This is a genomic window from Calothrix sp. NIES-3974 (assembly GCF_002368395.1).
Lineage (GTDB): Bacteria > Cyanobacteriota > Cyanobacteriia > Cyanobacteriales > Nostocaceae > NIES-3974.
This window is the reverse complement of the sequence record NZ_AP018254.1, coordinates 4,366,409-4,387,152: the sequence shown is the minus strand read 5'-3', so window position 1 is coordinate 4,387,152 and position 20,744 is coordinate 4,366,409. Positions and strand designations below refer to the sequence as shown.

The window sequence follows — 20,744 nt, the reverse complement described above, 5'->3', positions numbered from 1 at the left end:
CTACAAAATTACAAAATTCGTCTGTTGTATTATTTTTTCCAATTGGTCTTATTTTCTTCCTTTTATATCCTGTATTCTGACGACCGTATTCTGAATTCAGAATTCCAAATCCGACAATCTACCGATTTATAAATAGGGAGTTTTTATGGAACCGTTATATTTTCTGATTTCTTTGATATTTGGTGGTTCGGTGTTAGCGGGTTCAGTTAAGGTAATTAATCAAGGTGATGAGGCTTTAGTGGAACGTCTCGGTACCTATGAGCGGAAGTTGGAACCAGGGTTACAATTGTTGTTACCTTTTTTTGATAAAATTGTCTATAAACAAACGATTCGTGAACGGGTTTTAGATATCCCCCCCCAACAGTGTATTACCCGTGATAACGTCACCATTACGGTGGATGCGGTGGTTTATTGGCGAATTGTTGACATGGAAAAAGCTTACTATAAGGTGGAAAATCTCCAATCGGCAATGGTCAATTTGGTCTTAACCCAAATTCGCTCCGAGATGGGTAAGTTGGAGTTGGATGAAACTTTTACCGCTCGCGCGCAAATTAATGAAATTCTGTTGCGAGAACTAGATATTTCTACTGACCCTTGGGGTGTAAAAGTGACGCGTGTGGAATTACGGGATATTGTCCCTTCCCATGCAGTACAGGAATCAATGGAATTACAAATGTCTGCGGAACGGAAAAAACGAGCAGCAATTTTAACATCGGAAGGGGAACGGGAAGCGGCTGTTAACAGTGCTAGGGGTAAGGCTGATGCACAGATTCTAGATGCGGAAGCACGGCAAAAAGCGGTGATTTTAGGTGCGGAAGCGGAGCAAAAAGCAATTATCCTCAAAGCTCAAGCAGAACGTCAACAAAGGGTTTTACAAGCTCATGCGATCGCAGAATCGGCGGAAATTATCGGTGAAAAAATCAGAACCAATCCGGATGCGAAAAAGGCAATTGAAGTCCTATTGGCGATGGGTTATCTAGATATGGGTGCGGTCATCGGTCAAAGTGATAGCAGTAAGGTGATGTTTATTGATCCCCGTAGTATTCCCGCTACTTTTGAGGGTATTCGTTCGATTGTTGCTGATAATTCCCAGAATTCCCAAACTAGTTAAGTAGGGCTTGCGAAAAAATAGTAAAGACGCTATGGACGCGATGCGATATATCGCGTCTCTATATTCTCTATATCTTGTTAAGCTTTGAAGGCTGCAAACAGGTGCATAGAAGTCCAAAAACCTGGCATCTGTAAATTTTTTCAACCATGTGAAAATTGGAATTATTGAGTTCAAACTAATCCCTAATCCCTACTCCCTACCCTCACGAAAAGACTTTTACCGCAGACCCTAGTTATGTTTTTTGTTCATTCTGAGCTTTTTTACTCTTTACAACTTGATACATATACATTAGCTTCCGTGGCACAATCGCTGCGAAGGTTACTTTAATCGCAATTATTCTGTTTCGTAAATTCTTGTCTTGTACTTTGGGGATACATACTCGTACAATGCACCCTAACTACGGTTTCGTCTGATTCCTATTCTCTAGATACTCAAAACGTTTCCGTAACATCTATCAAAAGGAAGATAAATAATTACTCTTTCCGAAAAGAGCTAACTTAGGCTAGTAATTATAGCATATAGTAGTGGATAGAATATATATACCCTCTCTTCGGATACAAGGGTGGGCATTTTGTCCAACAATTGTTATCTTTCTTAATAACAGAGATGAAAAAATAAAATAGAGACACGTTTTGCCGAACATGTCCCTTTGATCTCATTTCTGTTAAGTAGTAAACTGTGATTCCTTCGCTTGAATCTCGATCTTCTATTTATTGGAGTAAAACAAAACTATGAACTATCCAGTCGAATTAACCCTTGAGCAACAGTTCAACATCCGCTCATTTGCAACCCAAGTAGAACAAATGAGCCACGAACAAGCCCAGGATTTTTTAATCAAGCTCTATGAGCAAATGGTTGTCCGCGAAGCAACCTACAAAGAACTGCTCAAGCATCAGTGGGGATTAGATACCGGAACATCCTTATAAATTCTAATCTCTACCAAACCGAAATTTTAGTCGCAGGGTAGGCGACCTCCTTCTCTTGCTTGGTTCCACATAGGGCAGGAAAAAAGCTGGGGATGTTGGGGCGTCAACTTTATAGATGACTGAAACAATTCACAAGCAGTAATAGGCAAAAGCTGGTTTTTGTTCGCCTAATTATAATCAACACAAAACAACTTACCTCTTTCCAGTCATCGGTGGATATGGCAATCGGCAGGATAGTACATCTGTATTTCTGTATTTCTTGCGGTCTAATTCCAAATCACTGGCTTTAAGATGTCAACCCATACCCAGCTTGGAAAATGCCCATTCACAATTAACTAGTCAGCTAGGTGTTTTGCTCGTTCCCAATTCCCCGACAAACAAAAAACCATACCTAACTCTTGAGACTGTAACAGTCACTCAGTAAACGCCGTGGCAGTCAAAAAAACTTTGGATAGAACTGATTCCAACGACTAGATCATAAATCCTAAAATTAGACCAAAACAGCCGGCAGCCACATAAAGCTGGCTCGTTGTCATGGAAATTTTAGCTTTACAGTTGCTAATCGACGTAGTTTGCGTAGTTTTTACTTAAATCTGGTTTAATTACCACCATTTATATTTATATTTATTCAGATTGAATTTTACAACCCCCAGTATGGAAAACTTAACAATTAGTTAATCAAATCCTTCAAGCAGACAAATCAAAGGGGGAGTCGGTTTTAATTGCTGCCAATTTAGCGAGAATTTGCGGTTTAATCTTGTGGTATTCATTTTTAAGTAGGGTTTTACTCAGCATCGACTCGCTAGATGCGGGTAGGGTTTGGCTCATTTCTAACCATGACTGCAAGCGCTGACATTGGACGGATGCAATTGTTGAGGTAAGGATATGATTTGGGCTGTGGGGTTGTTCACGGGAAAAGAGGAGAATTCGATAGTAACCACTTTGGCAAAGTTGGCTAATTAGTTCTGGTCCGGTTTTAGTTTTGAGGTCAATGTAGTAGGGAAGCCATTTTGCACCGTGCTTACGGTTAAAAATGACCGTAATCCATAGTATCATTGGATGGGGAGCAGTAATAAACAGAAATTGGTTGTAACGGGTACAAACGAGGCGTTTATTGATTTCTACTTGCGGTAGCATCATCCACAGAGCTGGTATTTTTTCACCATTGATTTGGATTGGGTGGGGAAAAACAATATCAGCAATTGGTTTATTTTTTGGCCATGAGACTTGTTTAAAAATGTCGTCAGCAGAAACAGTGGTAGGAAGGACTGACTCGGATTGTTTTGATTGATGGGTGACAGCACCAATCACGGTGGGTTGTTGAGTGTCGTCAATCGGTGAAGGTGTTTGGGTGGTGCGAGGTGTTTCTAAGCTTGTTTCGATATTGCCGATGGCTGTGAGGATTTCATTAATATTTTGGGGACGTGCTTGAGGTTCTTTTTCTAAGCACTGCATCACCAATTGTTCCAGTTCTTGGGGTAAATCAAGCGCACAATCAATTTCTGCAAAAGAGCGTGGAGTTTGGTAATGGTGGGCTTTATACCAAGCACCAAAGGAATGGGTGGGTGCAACTAATGGTAATTTACCCGTTAACATTTCAAACATCATTACCCCCAAACTGTATATATCGGAACGGTTATCGAGTTCTTTTCCCTCCATTTGTTCGGGGGATGAGTATGCGAGGGTTCCCAAATAATAATTAGTTTGGTCGGTATTTGATTGTAGTAGTTTGGCAATGCCAAAATCGAGTATTTTGACCAGTTCTCCAAATGTTGCGTCACTCATCACCAGCATGTTACTGGGTTTGATATCGCGATGAATAATTGGACAAATTTGTTTGTCGATGGAAATACCATTATGGGCACATTGTAAGCCTAAACAAATATGACGTATCATGTTGATAAATCGCGTCAAGGTCATTTCTTGACGACGAATGATTTGGCTGAGGCTTTTTCCTTCCAGATATTCCATGACGTAATAGGGGGTGCGATGTTCATCAACACCGTAATCCATGACGCGGACGATGTGAATACTGCGTTGTCCTAGTAGTGCGCAGGTTTTGGCTTCTCGCTCGAATCTTTCGTGAAGGCGGATTTTTTTGTTTTGAATTGATAGGGAAAGAAATTTAATCGCGACGGGGACACCTCCCAACAAAATGTCTTTAGCACGATAAACTCGACCCATCGCTCCAGTACCAATTAATTCCTGGAGTTGATAGCGTTTGCCGAGTAAGCGACCAATGTTGGGGTCTGACATAAATACGTGACTCCAAAAATTTCAAACGGAAACCAGCTATTTTTGTACTGGATAAGGTTGAGATGGTGAATGAGAGCAAAGAAAAGGAAGGTGTTTGTGAGCAAAAAATAGAACTTCACAGTTAGGCAAAACTACAAGCGATACCCATTTGCTAATGGAGCAAACTAGGTAATCCTGCATTTCTCACAGGTCAGGGATCAACCTTGAGTAATCAGCTGATTTCCCCCCTAATCCTACTCCCCGCAGGTTTTAGGGATTTGTGAGCAGTCCGGGGTAATGACGTAAATCTGTAGTTTCGTCAATCCGGAATGGTAATCGTGAAATTATTTTGTAAATTACTAGTTCATCTCGTAAGTATATTTACGCTTGACTGCACTAATAATAATTATCACGACTAATCATCAGAATATTCGCCGAATTTGGGAATTTACTCCTGATTCAAACCTCTAATTTCATCTTTCCCACTTTTAATCTTTTTTTTATAAGTATTTATGGGTATGTATGGTGTTGTTGAGTGTAACTTTTAATACTTGTAGTGAATTATTTATTTGGTTGTCGTTCTAGACTAACTTCCATTGTGCTGGAGAGGAAATGTCCGGTAAGGATACCACTGGTGAGGTGGTAAGTATCGTGGTTAAGGCGATGTAAAGTTTCAAACCCACTACGACGTTGGCGATCGCTTAATGCCCAGTAGCGTTGGATAATTGTTTCTGTGCCAATCCAGCCTTCACCTTCTACCTGACCCAGTTGGTTATGTTGGAGTAGGAAGGTATATTGCCGTTCTCCAGCATCTAAGCGTCCTTTGTAGACCAGGGAAATTTCTTGGCGATCGCTTCCTGGGAACATTAGCTTGGTTGCCATTGTAAACAGGTTATCTCGGCTCCAAGCGACTAATGTCATGCCTTTAACTGCAATTGGCATCCCGTTACGCTCTAACCAATTACCTTGCAATGTCCAGCGTCCAGGTTCTAATAAAAAGCTGTGACCCACTGAATTAACATCCCCTAGCTTGTTTGAATGCTATCATTAACTGAATTGACCAAAATCCGAGTCAAGATATAATTTAAGATACATAACAAACTAGGAAACGTCAGGTGGAAAATTACGAAAAGTCTTACTCTATCGATTTGGTAATTCCGTATAAACCAAGGCAAGTGACAGGGCTTATCGTTATATTTGTTACTTGCTAGCGAGTTGGGCGATAGGGAAACGGTAAAGTATGATTGCTGATTACACTAGGTGAGTACACACTCAGTATGATTGCTACCAGATTCACAATTAAGCATGTCACTGCTAAACCAAGGAGAATATAGGTTTGTGTCATGACAATTCCCACTGCAAACCATGTGTAAACATGTAATATCATAATTGCAGCGAATAGAAATCCAACCAGGGAAATTGGCAGGATACGTAATAGGGAAAAACGTAACCAAGTAGTAACCATGATTGTGATGGCAGCCAATAGGTTTGCGGGAACTAAAAAAGCACAAATACCCACACAATTAGCACGGGAAAACTCGGCTATTATTTGAAGATTGAGCATTATATCAAGAAAATTCCTGGTTTCTGAATGATAATTTAGGTAACTTTTTTGTTACACTTCGATAACAATGCTAAACCCTTTCGAGTGATTTTTTTGTATTTTGTTACATTTATTTGGGGTTCGAGAGACTCAACCCATTAAGATTACCCGATCAATGACATGGATGATGCCGTTATCTGCTTCAATATCAGCAGCTAATACGGTGGCATTTTTGACCTCAAACTGTTCTTGACCATAAATGGGGATGACGGAACCTTCAACGGAGGTGACGGTTCCTAGTTGGATTAATTCTGCTTGTGTCAGTTTTCCGGGAACAACGTGATAGGTGAGTATTCGCGCTAACTGAGGAATATTTTGCACCAGGGTAGTGATAGTACCAGGTGGTAATTTTGCAAATGCGTCGTCGTTAGGAGCAAATACTGTAAATGGACCTGGACTTTTGAGGGTTTCAACTAGTCCAGCAGCTTGTACAGCTTGTACTAGGGTGGAGAAAGAACCTGCTCCAACTGCAATATCAACAATATCAGCCATTATATATATACAATTACTTTCACCCCAAATTTTAATTGAAAATAGATATTTTTGGATTTGGGTTATTTGAATGGGAACATTAGATTAATTTATGAGTGGGGAGTGGGACAAACCACTTTTGTCGGTTCTAATGTCAGCAGTAAATGTAGGCTATTCCCATCAAAATCCAAAATCGAAAATCTGTTCATTTGCGCAAAAATCATCATAATACTTCATCGTACTAACTTTGCCAGATTCATGGTGGAAACACTTATTTCTTTTCTTCTCCTGCTTCAATTGCTTCTACTACCGATTCAAAATTTTGCAACACATAATCAATATCAGACGTAGGATTGCTACGTAGTGACAAAATTAATCTGTCGCATTATTGATTGCAAATTGGTATAGTTTTAGCCTAGTCGAGTACTAGTTTCATAGTGCTTCCGGTGGGGAAATATCGTTACCAACGGTGATACCATGACTGTTTGATTGTAGTCCTGGTTTGGTATTGGTTTGATTATCTTTGATGGATTGCTTGAGGGTGGGTGCTTTCGATGCATCTAATTCTGGGTTAATCAGTTTTTGAGCTTCCGTATATTGGGAGACTAATGACAAACCTCCAACCGCACTAGCAACTACTGCTGTGTAGCCAAAGTATAAATGCATGGGGTTGATATCGATATTCAAACCACTGGGTTTATCGTTGGGATTAAATACTGCGATCGCATTTTGTGGTTGGCTATGGGGAAGGGATGCAGCTAAATGGGTTCCGTTGAGTCCTAGGGAGTTCCCCATGATGCGAATAAATCCTCGGACAAACACTTCTTCGGGTAATTTGTCCCAGTCACCCTTTTCAATTGCTTCCATTTGGTGAATCGGGATATGGGTATAAACCTGTAATTGGTTGAAGCTCAAACCTTGGGATTCCCGTGCTGCTTGCAGTTGTTTACCGATATTGCGTAAACTTTCGCTACGTGCGATCGCAGCTTGTTGTTCGAGTTCGGCTTTAGATGGTTTTTTGGTGGTTTTAAACCATTGTAATGGGGATGATTTTTGTGGTTCTGCTGGGATAGGCTCGTGATTAACTGGATTGGTGAGGGGATTTATCGTTTGGAATTTGGGACTAGTCAAACAATCACTTAAATCACTTTGATTGGGGGAATTGGTTTTACTCACCTCACTAACTTCTTGAGTGTCGGTATTAGTAGATTTGACTTCCCCAATGGTGGGAGCGCTAGTATGTTCACTGCTTCTCCCTGGATGTTGGACAAAACGCTGAAAGGTTAACCCAATTGCTTCACGTCCGACAACTTTAAATAGTTGTTTAGCTTGTTCTGTGGAATCACCCAGCATCTTTTGTAAGATTGCCATTGCTCGACGATAAACTTTACTGCGATGCAATTCGTTTTCGATTTCACCTAAAAGCGATCGCAGTTCGTCATGGGAAATTTCTAAGGTCGAGTTGTCCGGAAGAATCAGTGAGTACACGGGTTTCATATTATCCTCAGTTTCTAAAATGCGATGTATGGAAAAGGGGAAGTACCACCTGTGTAAATTCTTCGTTTACCTATAGTTTGTTCCGGACTGTTTTGGTATTATTTTTATAGCTATTTGCAAACATAAATCACAGTTTTTGCTGATATTTCCATATATGTTTATCCTGTTGTACGGATACTTTTTTTATCTGAAAAATCAGTGTTTATGCGTGTAAAGATATTCCCAGACCGGAGTTGGGAGGGAAAGAGAAAAAATATAAATTACATAACTGACGCACATCCAAGATATTTAGGGTCTTGGTTTTTTAGTAACTAGGGTGTAAGTCCTAATTGATTTGCAAAAGAAAGCGATCGCGATCGCTGATTTTATGACCCTCAAGCCGATCAACTTTCGGTATTAACCGTAATCAGGGTTATCAACCTTCTTGGTGATGAAAGCAAAATCCCGCTTCTACCCATAGATGGGTACATCCAAGTTACTATTTTTCCTCTTACTTACCTGTCAAGATCACATAGACTCATCAAAGCTACAAACTGTTCCAATTAGTTTCATCACAGGGAACAGGGAATAGAATTGGAACTTCTTCCCCACAAACATTAACTAATTAGTAAATGTCCTACCTATACTTCAGCCCCTATAGTTTCCCATAGAGGTTTAACACAACCAAACATGTAACTTTATCTTGGCACTTTACACCTAAATACCTACCCTCCACCCGTTTCCCACCCCCTACTCCCTACTCCCCACTTACAACCAATATACTTGTTCAGAAAAAAATTCTCTTACATGGGGAGAAAAAGCCAAATTTTGGTAGCCTAATAGGGTAGAGCAATTATTGCCGATTAAGATAACATTACTGACAAGCAAAAGTTAATTTTCAGACAAAATAACCCGTATTTAACCGTAACACCCACAATTTATTTGATAGAGATTAGGCGAGAATTAGGAGAAGAAAGTGAAGCTGTTGAATGAGGTTCAAGAGGATAAGTTTAAAACAATATCGGGGTATTTAAAACAAGCTCGCATTGAAAAATCTTTAAGTCTAGAAGAAGTTGCAATGACTACTTTGGTACCGATGGCAGCCCTACAAGCATTGGAAACAGGACAGGCAGAAAATTTGCCAGAAGCAGTCTACGTACAAGGGTTTATCCGTCGTTTTGGTGATGCCGTTGGCTTAAACGGAAAAGAGTTGGCTGCGGAGTTTGCCGAAGCTTGTTTACCTCCACCGGAACCAGTTAAGTTATCACAACAGGATAGCAAAACAGGTATTTCCCTATCCCTAGTGACTCCCTATGTTGTATTTATTACCTTAGTAGTGGCCGCCTCAGTTGGACTTTTCTATATCCTTAAACCCCCATCAGTTCGGGAATCAACTGCTAACAACGTTTCTAAACCTGTCAAAAATCAACCTAATTCTCAACCTCAAAGCCTACCAACCCCCACAAAACCAGAAACCACACCGGAAGTCCAGGTATCCCCCACACCTGCTGGAAACCCAATATCCACCCCAGTTGCAACCTCAACTCCGGAATTAATCTCGAATCCCACACCAACTCCGACAGCAACACCAACAACAACCCCAATTGTCTCCGATGCGGTCAAAATTCAATTGGATATTCAAGAAGAAGCTTGGGTTCGCGTCAAAGTTGACGGCAAAACAGAATTTGAAGGCACATTAAAACCTGGAGAAGTCAAAACTTGGAGTGGAAGTCAATTCATTACCGTTGAATCGGGAAACGCGGGAGGAGTTTTAGTCAGTCAGAATGGCCAACCCCCCGAACCGATGGGTGCAAAGTATGCAGTTAGTCGTAAAAGGTTTGAAGCAACCCCACCCCAGGAATCTTCTTCCGGAACAGGAGAATAGCCTACTGGTTTATCCTTGAAATACAGGTCAGTGGAAAAGCGCTCTTTACACAACTACGTACTTTATTTTTTATCCATCAAATACTGCTCTATCCCATAGGTTCTGAGGAGTTCGCAGTAGTGGCTTTAGCCGCGAAAAAGCTTGATGATAAAGGCGCTATACCCGCAGGGTTGTCGTAAACTAGTGCTACTACGTGCCTTTCTTTACTCACCAAAATTAATGAGACAGACCACTACCGACACCAGAACCAGTGAAAGGGGTTTTTTCCTACACCCTAGGGTCGATCCGCTTATGGGTCTACATTATTCCCCATTCCCCATTCCCTTAACTACAGTGATGGTGTTTTTTTATGCCAATTAGTGGATTGTTCGTAGGCATAGGCGACTTGAAATAGCTGGTCTTCCCGCAGAACATCGCCTATTAATTGCAAACCAATTGGCATTCCCTGTGAGTCGAAACCACAGGGAACGCTAATACCGGGAAGTCCAGCCAAGTTAACGGGAATGGTCATCAAGTCCGTTAAATACATACTCAACGGATCGGTGGTTTTTTCTCCGGTTTTAAACGCTGTCGTCGGTGCAACGGGTGACGCTAATACATCCACTTGAGCAAACGCATTTTCAAAATCTTGTTTAATCAACGTCCGGACTTTTTGAGCTTTTAAATAATAGGCATCATAGTAACCCGCAGATAAGGCGTATGTACCAATCATAATCCGGCGCTTGACCTCGGAACCAAAACCTTCAGCACGGGTTTGGGTATACATCGACAATAGATTATCTGCGTCTTTGCTGCGGTAGCCGTACTTGACACCATCATAGCGGGCTAAATTTGCCGATGCTTCCGAAGGGGCAATAATATAATAGCTGGCTAATCCATAACCAAAACGGGGACAGGAAACTTCAACTATTTCTGCTCCCAAGGCTTTGAGTTGTTCTAAAGCTGCGGTGACCGCTTGTTCCACCTCCCCGTTTAACCCTTCGACAAAGGTTTCTTTAATAATCCCAATCCGGATTTTACCGTTTTTACCACCACTGGCTAACTCTGGCTTCAGACTAGCTGTATAATCAGGCACTTCTACCTTGAGGCTAGTTGAATCCTTGGGGTCGTACCCAGCGATCGCACCTAGTAAAATTGCCGCATCTTCCACACTGCGTGCAAATGGACCAATTTGGTCAAGGGAAGAAGCATAAGCGACTAAACCGTAGCGGGATACCAATCCATAGGTCGGTTTCATCCCCACCACACCACAAAAGGACGCTGGTAAACGAATTGAACCCCCCGTATCCGACCCCAGGGAAATCACGCATTCATTCGCAGCCACCGCAGCTGCGGAACCCCCGGAGGAACCACCCGGTACACGACTAATATCCCAGGGATTCGCTGTCACCTGATAAGCTGATGTTTCAGTGGAACTACCCATCGCAAATTCATCCAGATTGGTTTTACCTACCATCACCGCACCCGCAGTAAATAGCTTCTGGGTGACACTGGACTCGTAGGGGGGAATAAAGTTTTGCAGAATACGTGAAGCGCAGGTGGTGGGGATACCTTGGGTACACATATTATCCTTGATACCAATGGGGATACCAGCCAACAGACCAATTTCTTCCCCAGCAGCTATTTTCCGATCTACAGCCTGTGCCTGCTCCAGAGCTTTTTCTGCTGTGACATGTAAAAAACTACGTACCTTGGGTTCAACGGCTTGAATTCGCTCCAGGGTTTCCTCGGTGATTTCCACTGCTGAACGTTCTTTTTTGACTAACTGTGCGTGTAATTCGCGGATGGATGCCATATGATTAATTTCCGATGTTAGGTTGTTAGTTATCTATCTGCGCTTAACTTGGATATTGTCGCTCAAATGTCTGATTCTAATACACTTTGAGAACGTCGAGCAGATTTATAGGGGCAAAATCCCATCGTCAATGAATGAGTTCCAGATATTTTTTGCAAATAAACTTTGCATTATTTAACAATAAACACTCCTTTCTATTTCACTTTGTAACTATATTTTGAAATGGAAAATAATCATCAGATAGACTGGTGTGAAATATAGAAAATCAAGATAAATCACAAGAGGTTTTCATACTATGTGCTGCCATGATTTTACAGTTATGGTGTCTTTTGTTGCATCGATTATAGGTTTATCACTCCTCACAAAATATAAACCTTTTGACGACGAAATGCGAGAAACCGAGAGAATTTTGTTTCAAATGAGTTTTTCGTATTGGTTAATTTACTGTTTTGCTTTTGGCGCACAAAAGTTAATTCATACCGACATCGAATCAGTTATCACCACCTTAAAAATCACCACTGCTCTATCCTATTTTCTGACTTTTTCCTGTATTATTAGCTTACCGCTTCATAAATTTGCCATCCACGAAGTCGAAGAATAAGGGTAATCCAATTTAATAATTATCCAATTTTCGATTGTGGAACAGGTATCCCTGCTTGTCTTTTGTTGTGGTATTTTGGTGATGATGAGATTGCTTCCCTTTAGTCGCAACCACCGATAGTACTATCATTGACAGTAACTTGTCAAAAACAAAAATCCTCCCAAATAACCCCTAAAATAAAAGGGTTCAGTTAAACATAACTGAACCCTTTTGAACTAACAAGCAATTGACAGACAGATTAATCTTCAGTTGCAGTAACTTCCTCTTCAATAATTTCCTCTTCAATCGCTGGGGGAATTTCCTCCACAGCAGGTTCTTCAACGACCGGAAGTTCCATAGAGGGAAGAACGCCTTCTTGTTTCGCTAGCAGTTGTTCCCGATATTTGGCAGCCATTTCTTCGGCTTTATCGTATACTAAATCGCGATTTTTAATCATGTCACCCGGTTCGGGTTCAAGTTGCTTGGTTGAGAGAGAAATCCGTCCCCGTTCCGCATCCAAGTCAATAATCATGACCTTAACTTCGTCGTTAACATTAAATACACTGTGGGGTGTATCGATGTGTTCGTGGGAAATTTCTGAGATGTGCAACAAACCGCTAACTCCACCGATGTCGATAAACGCACCATAGGGCTTGATTCCTCGAACCGTTCCGATGACCACCTCCCCAACTTCCAGACGATTCATCTTCCGTTCCACCAAAGCCCGACGATGAGACAATACCAAGCGGTTACGTTCTTCATCGACTTCGAGGAACTTCAGTGGTAGTTCCTCGTTAACCAATTCTTCTTTGGGTTTGCGCGTGCTGATATGAGAACCGGGGATAAAACCGCGTAATCCTTCAATGCGAACTAAAGCACCACCTCGGTTTGTGGCAAATACTGCCGAACGAACTGTTGCATCTTCCGCTTGTAACTGACGGACGCGTTCCCACGCACGCATGTATTCGATCCGACGAATTGATAAGGTTAATTGACCATCTTCATTTTCATCAGTGAGAATAAAAAATTCGCGGGTTTCGTTCGATTGTAAAACTTCTTCCGGGGCATCAACCCGGTTTATCGACATTTCTTGTATAGGTATATATGCTGCGGTTTTAGCACCAATGTCAATCAGAGCACCACGAGGCTCAATACTGAAAACGGTTCCGGCTACTATGTCTCCGGGACTGAAATGATAATCGTACTTATCTAATAGGGCGGCGAAGTCTTCGTGAGTAAATCCAATTTCAGCTGTTGTTTTCTGATTGACCATGCTAATGTTTTCCTGGTGTTTTCTTAGTCTCGGTTGTGGTTTTGCCTCCTAGCGATGTACATGCAAGCGCTTTCTACACCTACATTTTCGTTTCATCCTAGCGCAGAAAACCTAATGCGGTTTTGCATTAACTTCCAAATACTAGATTATATCAGATTTTGCAAGTGCTTCATATCTGACATAGGCTGATATTCGGGATGTTTTTGATTTAAATGGGAATTAACTGGCGATTATAGGCTTTTTTCCGTGAATAGCAATAATTTTAAACATTGACACGAAAAATCACTGTTACTTTTTGTGTAACAGTGCTTTAACGCAAAATATGAAAAAATTTGGACTTTAGATCATACTTAACGCCCGATTTGAGAGCGATTTTTAGTAAATCGCCATTTATTTTTCTTTCTTCTGAATTCGGGGAGGCTCACGGAATGCGATCGCAAAAAAGAGAATCCCCAGTGTCACAGCAAAAATCAATACGTAAGCAATGCTTTCCATAGCACAAACTTCCAAATTACAAGTTTTTCTGTCTCAAAACCAATCATCTTCAGTTCCAGCCAAGAAAGCGGTTGCACGCAGCAATGGAAACATCCAAACACCACTAGCAACCACAAACTGCTGAACTATACAGCTTCTTTACGACGAGTTGTTTTGTCACCCACTTTCTGGAAGCGTCCCCATTCGACTTGCTCTTCCATATCGGCTTCCACACCAGCAAATACGTCACGGTAAATAGTCCGCGCACCATGCCAAATGTGACCAAAGAAGAACAATAGGGCAAACACTGCATGACCAAAGGTGAACCAACCACGAGGACTGGTACGGAATACACCGTCAGAATTCAAGGTTTCAATATCGAAATCAAAGATTTCTCCACCTTGAGCCTTACGTGCCCATTTTTTCACTTCCGCAGGGTCGGTAAATTTCTTACCATTGAGGTCACCACCGTAGAAGCTAACGGTAACTCCTGCTTGTTCAAAACTGCTCTTGGATTCAGCCCGACGGAAAGGAATATCCGCACGAACTACACCATCACTATCCGTCAAGATTACGGGGAAGGTTTCAAAGAAGTTGGGCAGACGACGAACGGTTAACTCACGACCAGCCGCATCTGTAAATACCGCATGTCCTTGCCAAGATTGGGCAATACCGTCACCCTTGACCATTGGACCCACACGGAACAAACCGCCTTTGGCTGGGCTATTACCAACGTAGTCATAGAACGCCAGTTTCTCTGGTATTGCTGACCATGCCTGTTCTAAACTTGCACCATCGGCAAGACTATTTTGGACACGGCGCTCAATTTCTTGGCGGAAATAGCCCTGATCCCACTGATAGCGAGTCGGTCCAAATAGCTCAATGGGAGTGGTCGCATTTCCATACCACATCGTACCCGCAACAACGAAGGCAGCAAAGAACACCGCCGCAATACTACTGGAAAGTACGGTTTCAATGTTACCCATCCGTAGGGCTTTGTAAAGCCTTTCTGGAGGACGGACAGTGAGGTGGAATAGACCAGCGATAATACCAACAATACCAGCAGCAATGTGGTGAGCGACAACACCTCCAGGATTGAATGGGTTAAAACCAGCAGCACCCCATTCTGGAGCTACAGGTTCTATGTGCCCTGTTAATCCGTAGGCATCAGATACCCACATCCCTGGACCAAATAAACCGGTTAAATGGAATGCACCAAATCCAAAGCAGAGTAAGCCAGACAGGAATAGGTGAATCCCAAACATTTTGGGTAAGTCTAAAGCTGGTTCTCCTGTACGAGGATCGGTGAAGAGTTCCAAATCCCAGTAAACCCAGTGCCAAACCGCAGCTAGGAACAATAAACCAGAAAGAATAATGTGTGCAGCTGCAACACCTTCAAATGACCAGAAGCCAGGGCTATAATTGGGGTCGCCAATGACGTTCCAACCACCCCAGGAACCAACAACACCCAAGCGAGCCATAAATGGCAAGACGAACATACCTTGCCGCCACATCGGGTTTAAAACAGGGTCGCTGGGGTCGTAGATTGCTAGTTCGTATAGTGCCATTGAACCAGCCCAACCAGCTACTAGGGCTGTATGCATTAAGTGTACAGAAATCAGCCGCCCTGGATCATTCAGGACGACTGTATGTACGCGATACCAAGGTAGTCCCATCGACTACGCTCCTCCTCGATGAGTTTGTTTACAGAGCAATTTTCTTATTTTTAGTTATGACGAGTGTTTGCACTTGCAAAAAACCACTTGACACTACCTTCGCCTTTTGAATATTCAGAAGACGGAGGATTTTTGCTACCCCGGTCTGGGACATGGGTTTTTACCCCAAGTTTTGCCTATGACCGCACTGGAAAGAGGTTTTAACAACTCCTTGGTTGTCGTTTTCTTCCCCCAAGTGTTTACGGGCTGGCCGACTAGGATGCCGATTGTAATCTTCTTTATTATTTCAGAAAACGCGGACACTCCATAGCGGATTCAAACTACCCAGGGTAATTTTTTCCACGTTGAAAGTGAAAAGCGATTTATGAGAATGTTTTAAAAAGTGTAACTATATAACCTATTTGTTTGCAAGCGGTTAAACCATTTACACAAAAACGCTTGGCGCGATAATCAAGCAAAAATACAAGTCTGACAATTTAGTTAAGAATTGTTACAAGGTTACTGCTTGGGGGTTGGATAGGGAACACTGGGTCTGCGCGCTTGCTAAACGTTCGAGGACTTGTTCCGCATTCATCAGTCGTTTTAAGACGACGTTACCAATGGGATTGGCTTCTGTGTTGATTTTAGCGGAGGGTGTGGGTTTCACCTCGATGGTAAGAATTGTGTCTTCAACGTTGTATAGCCATAGCACCTCATCTTTCTCGATCAGGCAGATATTCATGCGGTTGATTTCTGGTTGTCTCCGCCATGCTGTTACTTGCCAAAGCCCTTCGGAAGCCCATACTCGACCTATTGTCCAACCTTCTGATAAAAAGAAATATTTCATGTTCGTAGTTTGTAATTCGTAATTCGTAATTCGTAGTTCGTAGTTCGTAATAGCCTACGGGAAGCAAGCTACGTACTAGTCTGTGGTAGGGAACTTGTGCCTAGGTAATTGGAAAAGCTAGATATGGATATGATTTCGTTGATTCTGTCTGTTGCTTAATTTTTGATAATGGGGATTAGGCTTTGATCGTGAGTATTACCCAAATGGGAATTGTTTCTATCTTCCCTCATACGACAAACTGATTGCTATATCCTGACAAAACGGATTTTGGTAATTTTAAACCTCCCCCAGAATTCAGACTGGTGTTTTCGTAATTTTGTAGATGGCGATGCAGGTTCTTGATGAGGATCAAGTCTCATGATGACAACTGATTAATTACGGTTTTCGTTGGAGATTGGGTTTAGGGAGTATCCCAAATATGTAAAAACATATTTTGTCATTGCTATTGCAACGAACCAATCGCAAAATCCATCACTTAGAATGAGTCCATCGATTGCTAAAGGTCGTACTTTCAATGCAATGACAAAATTATTCTTTGATCTAACAATAAAAGCTGGGATGTACCCTTGGATTTATTGAATCTTGATGAAGCTTTCATCTAGTTTTTATGGGATAAGTTGAATTTTTGGCAATTAATGAGTTGGAATGAGTTTAAGGTAAAAGTCAGAAAAAATACCCTTGTTTTTATACAATTTCAATAAGATTTTCATCTGGATTTACTGATAACTTTAAATAATTACTTATTTTCGGGAATTACAGGAATATTTAATCAAGATTTCATTAAGCTGCTTACGTATTATTGCCTAGGTAGAGGAAATTGCTATAGGCTGCTAAGGGATGATTAATTTTATCTACAGAGAAGTACCGGGCAGTATTTACCGAAAATAGGGAATTACGTATGCATTACCAGATGTCGATATTCAAAGCTGTGATATTCATGGCGATTGGGTCTTTTGCTCCAATTTCGATGGCAAATGCTTCTAGTTTGAAGACATTAAGTTATCAAGATTATATTCCTCTACAAAGGACACAGTTGAGGAATCAATTTGTGAGTTTTCCTCTTTTCAATCCGGATTTGGGAAGTTTAAAAAGTGTTTTATTTAGCCTTACTGGTGAAGTGGAAGGTTCAGTAAAAATTGAAAATGGAGATGCCGCAGCAGCATTTATTACGGCAAGTTTAGGTGCGGATGTGAGTGTCCGTTATCCAGATGGGAGAGAGTTATTAGCTGTTTTACCTGCTGCTAGTGTTTCGGAGAATTTTTTAGCGGGAGATGGGGATTTAGATTTTATTGGTAGCTCTGTCAAAACCTTTACTGGTTTAAGAAATACGAAGACGGAGCAGTTGATTTTAAATGATGGATTTGATTTTTTGATTGGTTTAGGGGATATTAATTTACCTGTTTTTGGTGATGGTAAATCTCAAGCAACAGGTGCAGGCAATTTACTAGCTGGTTTTCAAACCTTTGCTGGAGCAAAGCTGAAAGTTGTGTATGAATATGAACCACTAAAACGAACAATTACACCAGAACCAATCAATAAAAAAGTTCCAGAACCATCTTTATCGATTGCTGCTTTGACTGTGGTTGGGATGGGTTTATGGCTGAAAAATTGTCGTTTAGCTGGTAAAACTGAAAATTTCGTAGCAAATTTCCGCGATCGCAAACCAAAGTTGTACTAGTACAGGTTTGTGGAAATAAACCGAGTGTTAATTTAGTCAGAGCTTTTATCTATCTAGTGACTACGCTCTGGGTGGTTACTTAGTCAGCTATACTGCCCTTCATTCACGAGGTCGGAACCTCGTAGGTTCTGCACCCACGGGGAGCATGGGTACGAGGGAAAATTTCTGCGATCGCCATCCACGCTGTATTAGTTGATTGATAATGTAAAGATATGGTGGGCATTATACCCACCTTTTTTATCTGATTTTTGCAATCGAGATTAAAATTTGTAAATGCGATCGCCAATTTTCATTTCCATCGGTATGGCGTTTCCCTGGGGATCGACTTTAATGGTGATTAATATGGGTTGGGATTGGCTAGCTCGCATGTTGTGTGATAATGGTGATTCCAATTGTGCTTGCCGTCGTAACACGGTTGGTATGGGATAATTTTCCATGCCATAGTTGATGATTCCATGTTGATAATAGCCCTTCAAGGCTATTTGATGGGGAGCAAGACGCTCCGGGTAGTTACTGCTAATGGCAATGGGTTTCCAAGGTCGGTTAGAGGTGTTTGACCCAGGGGTTGGGGATTTTTGGAGAGTAAGGTAAATTCGGGTTCCTTCCCGTAGAGGATAGTATTTTGGGTCGCTACCTGGATATTGACGAGTTAGTTCTTGCCAACCGGGTAATTTATGGAGCGTTTCCACACGGGATATTGGTAAGTTGAGACTAAGGGAATGAGCTTGTAACCAATCGTAGGGGTCAATTGGGTCTGTATGGAGAGTTATTGGGTTTCCCACTAACTGGATGTATAGATGAGGTGTAGTTAGCAACAATAATAAACCAGTTTGTAGACCCAGGGGAATAGTCAAACGCCATAGAGACCAATTTGAAGATCGTTTTTTGTTGACTTGAGATGGGGTCTGGGGAATAGCATGAGCTTTGGTGTGTTGATAGGGATTTACGGCCATCCGATTGAGGAGCGTAGATTTAGGATTATGTTCAAAGAAGCAGGAATAAGGTGCTAGACGGGGTTTGTTTCCATATTTTAGGAATCTGACGCATAAATTTTTGGTTTGTGCCATCGGTTTTCGTACCAAATTCCGGCAATGCTAATTAATAAACCACATCCAATCCAGTTCAGGGAAATCAGGAAGAGATTATCTGTATATTCCCAAACGCGACTGATAATTTGTAATCCCAGCAGTAAAATGCCATTCCAAAAAGGTAAGCGTTTTGACCAGGTTCCTCCGTATCCGATTAATGCAACACCTATTCCCATTAATAAACTATTAAAAAATGTTACTGCTATTTCCACTGAGATATAACGCCAAATTGGAACTGACCCAACAATGATTATCAGTCCAAGTATTGGGAGATTTTTCCAGTGATTTGTTATTCTTTGATGACGCAGTATTAACCATGATTGCCAGCTAATTAGTAGTAGGATAATTAAAAAATCTATCCCCAGGAAAATATTTAATGGGATTGGTCGAAAATAGGTATTAAAAATTGCTAAAGGTGAATCCAACCAAAACCATTGCCATGAGAACAGATATAACCAGATTAATAAGATCCAGAATGATAATTTTTTCTGTAAACCAGGAAATAAATTTAGATTCCGAGAGAAAAATAAAGCATCATTATAAGTCCAGATGAGGATTGGGGGAATAATAAATATTGGTATGGCTTTGAGGGATTCTAAATGGGCTGGAAGAGAAATATTTTGAAAATTGAGGGTAAAAATAACAGTAAATAAAATGGCTGCAATGACAAATAGCCAACGGGAGCGACAGATGTAGGCAAGAGTTACACCTACAATCCATATTGGTAAATGCAAATATTGGATTGCGATCGCATCCCAACTATTGAGATTAATTAATTCTGAAAATCCATTAATTTGCTGCCAATAAGCAATACCCAGTAATATCAATGAGATACTTGCTAAACAAGCAAACTCTAGGCTATAGGCCATCATTAATCCACCAACAGCCCAGAGTAAATATATTTGCGTTAAACTCAACTGTAAACTAAATTCCTGGGAAATAACGACTATATTTATACCCAGTATGAGAAAACCTAATAAAATTAAACCCTGTCCAATTAAACGTTTACGTGATAACTTTCGAGAACCAGACAATAAGGCTTTACGCCATAATAAAAACCCAAATGAATTAATAAAAATCAAAATTCCTAATAACAAAATGACTTTGAAACCCCGTGCTAATTCATGCCAACTAGCAGTGAGAAACAGAATCACACCCGTACCAATAGCAATACCTCCTAGAGCGATTAACCACTGATTAGCTGTATCACGAATGGGATGGATATTACTAATTTTTATCTCCCCATTATTGTCCAAATAATCAAATTGATATCGTGTAGCTAATTGCTGGTATTGTATGGTATTGATAATACCTTCATCGTGCCAAATTTGGACTTCATGACGTAGTTGGAGACGAAAATCATCGAATTTCATAATACCCTTGGTATTGGGTCAAACAATTTTGGATTTTGGATTTTAGATTTTGGATTGGTTCTGTATCTCTGGGACTAGTATAAACAATTTTGGATTACCCTTCGGTCGATCCGCTAGCCTAAAGGCATGGCTTTCGCCAACGCGTTTATGGATTTTGGATTTTGGATGGGTTCTGTATATAAATTTGGAGGGTTGCAATGGGATTGGTGATTCATGTAGTGAGCAGTCGCTACAGAAATATGGATTGGTCTCGCAGATAAATATATTTTCTCTG

17 protein-coding genes are annotated in these 20,744 nt (G+C 41.1%); 5 read left to right on the top strand and 12 right to left on the bottom strand.

Annotated elements, in window-relative coordinates; translation table 11 throughout:
- The first annotated feature begins 145 nt into the window (after positions 1 to 145).
- Both CDC37_RS17630 and CDC37_RS17625 read left to right on the top strand, forming a co-directional pair.
- Positions 146 to 1,111: an SPFH domain-containing protein gene (locus CDC37_RS17630; protein WP_096623645.1), complete on the top strand. Its 966-nt coding sequence runs from the start codon at positions 146 to 148 to the stop codon at positions 1,109 to 1,111.
- 731 nt (positions 1,112 to 1,842) lie between these two features.
- The gene (locus CDC37_RS17625) at positions 1,843 to 2,037 is read left to right on the top strand and encodes an NblA/ycf18 family protein (protein WP_096623643.1); all 195 of its coding nucleotides are present in this window, start codon (positions 1,843 to 1,845) and stop codon (positions 2,035 to 2,037) included.
- A gap of 687 nt (positions 2,038 to 2,724) precedes the next feature.
- Here CDC37_RS17625 and CDC37_RS17620 read toward each other — a convergent pair.
- The 5 genes from CDC37_RS17620 to CDC37_RS17600 all read right to left on the bottom strand — a co-directional run bounded on the left by CDC37_RS17620 (position 2,725) and on the right by CDC37_RS17600 (position 7,843).
- A complete protein-coding gene (locus CDC37_RS17620) occupies positions 2,725 to 4,293 on the bottom strand; it encodes a serine/threonine-protein kinase (RefSeq protein WP_096623641.1) in 1,569 nt (522 codons plus the stop codon).
- A 540-nt stretch (positions 4,294 to 4,833) separates the two neighbouring features.
- The gene (locus tag CDC37_RS17615) at positions 4,834 to 5,283 is read right to left on the bottom strand and encodes a hypothetical protein (RefSeq protein ID WP_096623639.1); all 450 of its coding nucleotides are present in this window, start codon (positions 5,281 to 5,283) and stop codon (positions 4,834 to 4,836) included.
- Between the two features lie 196 nt (positions 5,284 to 5,479).
- Positions 5,480 to 5,836 (bottom strand): hypothetical protein, encoded by a 357-nt coding sequence (locus CDC37_RS17610; protein ID WP_231943103.1) that lies wholly within the window; start codon positions 5,834 to 5,836, stop codon positions 5,480 to 5,482.
- 129 nt (positions 5,837 to 5,965) lie between these two features.
- Entirely contained in the window at positions 5,966 to 6,367 is a 402-nt protein-coding gene (locus CDC37_RS17605) for a fasciclin domain-containing protein (RefSeq protein ID WP_096623637.1), read from the bottom strand.
- Positions 6,368 to 6,778: 411 nt separating this feature from the next.
- Positions 6,779 to 7,843: a helix-turn-helix domain-containing protein gene (locus CDC37_RS17600; protein ID WP_096623635.1), complete on the bottom strand. Its 1,065-nt coding sequence runs from the start codon at positions 7,841 to 7,843 to the stop codon at positions 6,779 to 6,781.
- 955 nt (positions 7,844 to 8,798) lie between these two features.
- Between CDC37_RS17600 and CDC37_RS17595 the strand changes: the two genes are divergently transcribed.
- Positions 8,799 to 9,707: a helix-turn-helix domain-containing protein gene (locus tag CDC37_RS17595; RefSeq protein WP_096623633.1), complete on the top strand. Its 909-nt coding sequence runs from the start codon at positions 8,799 to 8,801 to the stop codon at positions 9,705 to 9,707.
- Positions 9,708 to 10,035: 328 nt separating this feature from the next.
- Here CDC37_RS17595 and gatA read toward each other — a convergent pair whose 3' ends face one another.
- Positions 10,036 to 11,502: an Asp-tRNA(Asn)/Glu-tRNA(Gln) amidotransferase subunit GatA gene (gene gatA, locus CDC37_RS17590; protein ID WP_096623630.1), complete on the bottom strand. Its 1,467-nt coding sequence runs from the start codon at positions 11,500 to 11,502 to the stop codon at positions 10,036 to 10,038.
- Positions 11,503 to 11,920: 418 nt separating this feature from the next.
- On the opposite strand from gatA, the gene CDC37_RS25675 reads away from it, so the two are divergent.
- Positions 11,921 to 12,103 carry a hypothetical protein gene (locus CDC37_RS25675; RefSeq protein WP_330220817.1) on the top strand — a complete coding sequence of 61 codons (183 nt, stop codon included), beginning with the start codon at positions 11,921 to 11,923 and terminating at the stop codon, positions 12,101 to 12,103.
- A 238-nt stretch (positions 12,104 to 12,341) separates the two neighbouring features.
- On the opposite strand, the gene CDC37_RS17580 is transcribed toward CDC37_RS25675, so the two are convergent.
- The 4 genes from CDC37_RS17580 to CDC37_RS17565 form a co-directional block, all read right to left on the bottom strand.
- Positions 12,342 to 13,355 (bottom strand): 30S ribosomal protein S1, encoded by a 1,014-nt coding sequence (locus CDC37_RS17580; protein WP_096623625.1) that lies wholly within the window; start codon positions 13,353 to 13,355, stop codon positions 12,342 to 12,344.
- Between the two features lie 390 nt (positions 13,356 to 13,745).
- Positions 13,746 to 13,850: a photosystem II reaction center protein T gene (locus CDC37_RS17575; protein WP_096623623.1), complete on the bottom strand. Its 105-nt coding sequence runs from the start codon at positions 13,848 to 13,850 to the stop codon at positions 13,746 to 13,748.
- Positions 13,851 to 13,975: 125 nt separating this feature from the next.
- A complete protein-coding gene (gene psbB, locus CDC37_RS17570) occupies positions 13,976 to 15,505 on the bottom strand; it encodes a photosystem II chlorophyll-binding protein CP47 (RefSeq protein WP_096623621.1) in 1,530 nt (509 codons plus the stop codon).
- A 490-nt stretch (positions 15,506 to 15,995) separates the two neighbouring features.
- Positions 15,996 to 16,331, bottom strand: a complete 336-nt coding sequence (locus CDC37_RS17565; protein ID WP_096623619.1) for a hypothetical protein — start codon at positions 16,329 to 16,331, stop codon at positions 15,996 to 15,998.
- Positions 16,332 to 17,229: 898 nt separating this feature from the next.
- Between CDC37_RS17565 and CDC37_RS17560 the strand changes: the two genes are divergently transcribed.
- The gene (locus tag CDC37_RS17560) at positions 17,230 to 18,009 is read left to right on the top strand and encodes a choice-of-anchor E domain-containing protein (RefSeq protein ID WP_096623617.1); all 780 of its coding nucleotides are present in this window, start codon (positions 17,230 to 17,232) and stop codon (positions 18,007 to 18,009) included.
- Positions 18,010 to 18,269: 260 nt separating this feature from the next.
- Here CDC37_RS17560 and CDC37_RS17555 read toward each other — a convergent pair whose 3' ends face one another.
- Together CDC37_RS17555 and CDC37_RS17550 are read right to left on the bottom strand one after the other, a co-directional pair.
- Positions 18,270 to 18,962 (bottom strand): GDYXXLXY domain-containing protein, encoded by a 693-nt coding sequence (locus tag CDC37_RS17555; protein WP_157780776.1) that lies wholly within the window; start codon positions 18,960 to 18,962, stop codon positions 18,270 to 18,272.
- 77 nt (positions 18,963 to 19,039) lie between these two features.
- A complete protein-coding gene (locus CDC37_RS17550) occupies positions 19,040 to 20,470 on the bottom strand; it encodes a DUF2157 domain-containing protein (RefSeq protein WP_096623613.1) in 1,431 nt (476 codons plus the stop codon).
- Positions 20,471 to 20,744 lie beyond the last annotated feature (274 nt).

Bases quoted from the DNA above. Each gene is read 5' to 3' on its own strand.
- CDC37_RS17560 (WP_096623617.1), top strand. From the start codon at position 17,230: ATGCATTACCAGATGTCGATATTCAAAGCTGTGATATTCATGGCGATT.
- CDC37_RS17620 (WP_096623641.1), bottom strand. From the start codon at position 4,293: ATGTCAGACCCCAACATTGGTCGCTTACTCGGCAAACGCTATCAACTC.
- psbB (WP_096623621.1), bottom strand. From the start codon at position 15,505: ATGGGACTACCTTGGTATCGCGTACATACAGTCGTCCTGAATGATCCA.
- CDC37_RS17565 (WP_096623619.1), bottom strand. From the start codon at position 16,331: ATGAAATATTTCTTTTTATCAGAAGGTTGGACAATAGGTCGAGTATGG.
- CDC37_RS17625 (WP_096623643.1), top strand. From the start codon at position 1,843: ATGAACTATCCAGTCGAATTAACCCTTGAGCAACAGTTCAACATCCGC.
- CDC37_RS17600 (WP_096623635.1), bottom strand. From the start codon at position 7,843: ATGAAACCCGTGTACTCACTGATTCTTCCGGACAACTCGACCTTAGAA.
- CDC37_RS17550 (WP_096623613.1), bottom strand. From the start codon at position 20,470: ATGAAATTCGATGATTTTCGTCTCCAACTACGTCATGAAGTCCAAATT.
- CDC37_RS17575 (WP_096623623.1), bottom strand. From the start codon at position 13,850: ATGGAAAGCATTGCTTACGTATTGATTTTTGCTGTGACACTGGGGATT.
- CDC37_RS17630 (WP_096623645.1), top strand. From the start codon at position 146: ATGGAACCGTTATATTTTCTGATTTCTTTGATATTTGGTGGTTCGGTG.
- CDC37_RS25675 (WP_330220817.1), top strand. From the start codon at position 11,921: ATGAGTTTTTCGTATTGGTTAATTTACTGTTTTGCTTTTGGCGCACAA.
- CDC37_RS17605 (WP_096623637.1), bottom strand. From the start codon at position 6,367: ATGGCTGATATTGTTGATATTGCAGTTGGAGCAGGTTCTTTCTCCACC.
- CDC37_RS17580 (WP_096623625.1), bottom strand. From the start codon at position 13,355: ATGGTCAATCAGAAAACAACAGCTGAAATTGGATTTACTCACGAAGAC.
- gatA (WP_096623630.1), bottom strand. From the start codon at position 11,502: ATGGCATCCATCCGCGAATTACACGCACAGTTAGTCAAAAAAGAACGT.
- CDC37_RS17555 (WP_157780776.1), bottom strand. From the start codon at position 18,962: ATGGCCGTAAATCCCTATCAACACACCAAAGCTCATGCTATTCCCCAG.
- CDC37_RS17610 (WP_231943103.1), bottom strand. From the start codon at position 5,836: ATGCTCAATCTTCAAATAATAGCCGAGTTTTCCCGTGCTAATTGTGTG.